Genomic DNA, 372 nt, shown 5'->3' on the forward strand with positions numbered 1-372 from the left:
CGGACGGGACGACGACCTCATCTGCAACAGGAGCAAGTTATACGGCCGCAACAACCACTACACCAACGGTCGCAACACTGACGGTTACCACGGCAGCAGATGGAATACTCGCAGGGACAGGAACGCCTGGAGATACCATACAATGGGATATTGGCGGTTTAGGTTCGTCTACCACCGTTGCCGCAGATGGGACATGGACGACAGCTGGCTTTTTTGCAGGGATTATTACCAGTAACATTACCAGCAACACGACCTACTCTGTTTATCAGACAGATAGTTCTGGCGATAAATCATCGACGGTCACTGGTCCTTACACGGCGTCGTCAACCACAGTCGCAGCGCCAACAATTACGACGGCCGCGTCAGGCACCG

1 pseudogene is annotated in these 372 nt (G+C 53.8%); it reads left to right on the forward strand.

The window, feature by feature from the left end:
- Positions 1 to 372, forward strand: a pseudogene (locus RT41_RS10550) (hypothetical protein); the annotation flags it as partial.

The sequence above is a fragment of the Lactococcus fujiensis JCM 16395 genome (genome assembly GCF_002441655.1).
Classification (GTDB): domain Bacteria; phylum Bacillota; class Bacilli; order Lactobacillales; family Streptococcaceae; genus Lactococcus; species Lactococcus fujiensis.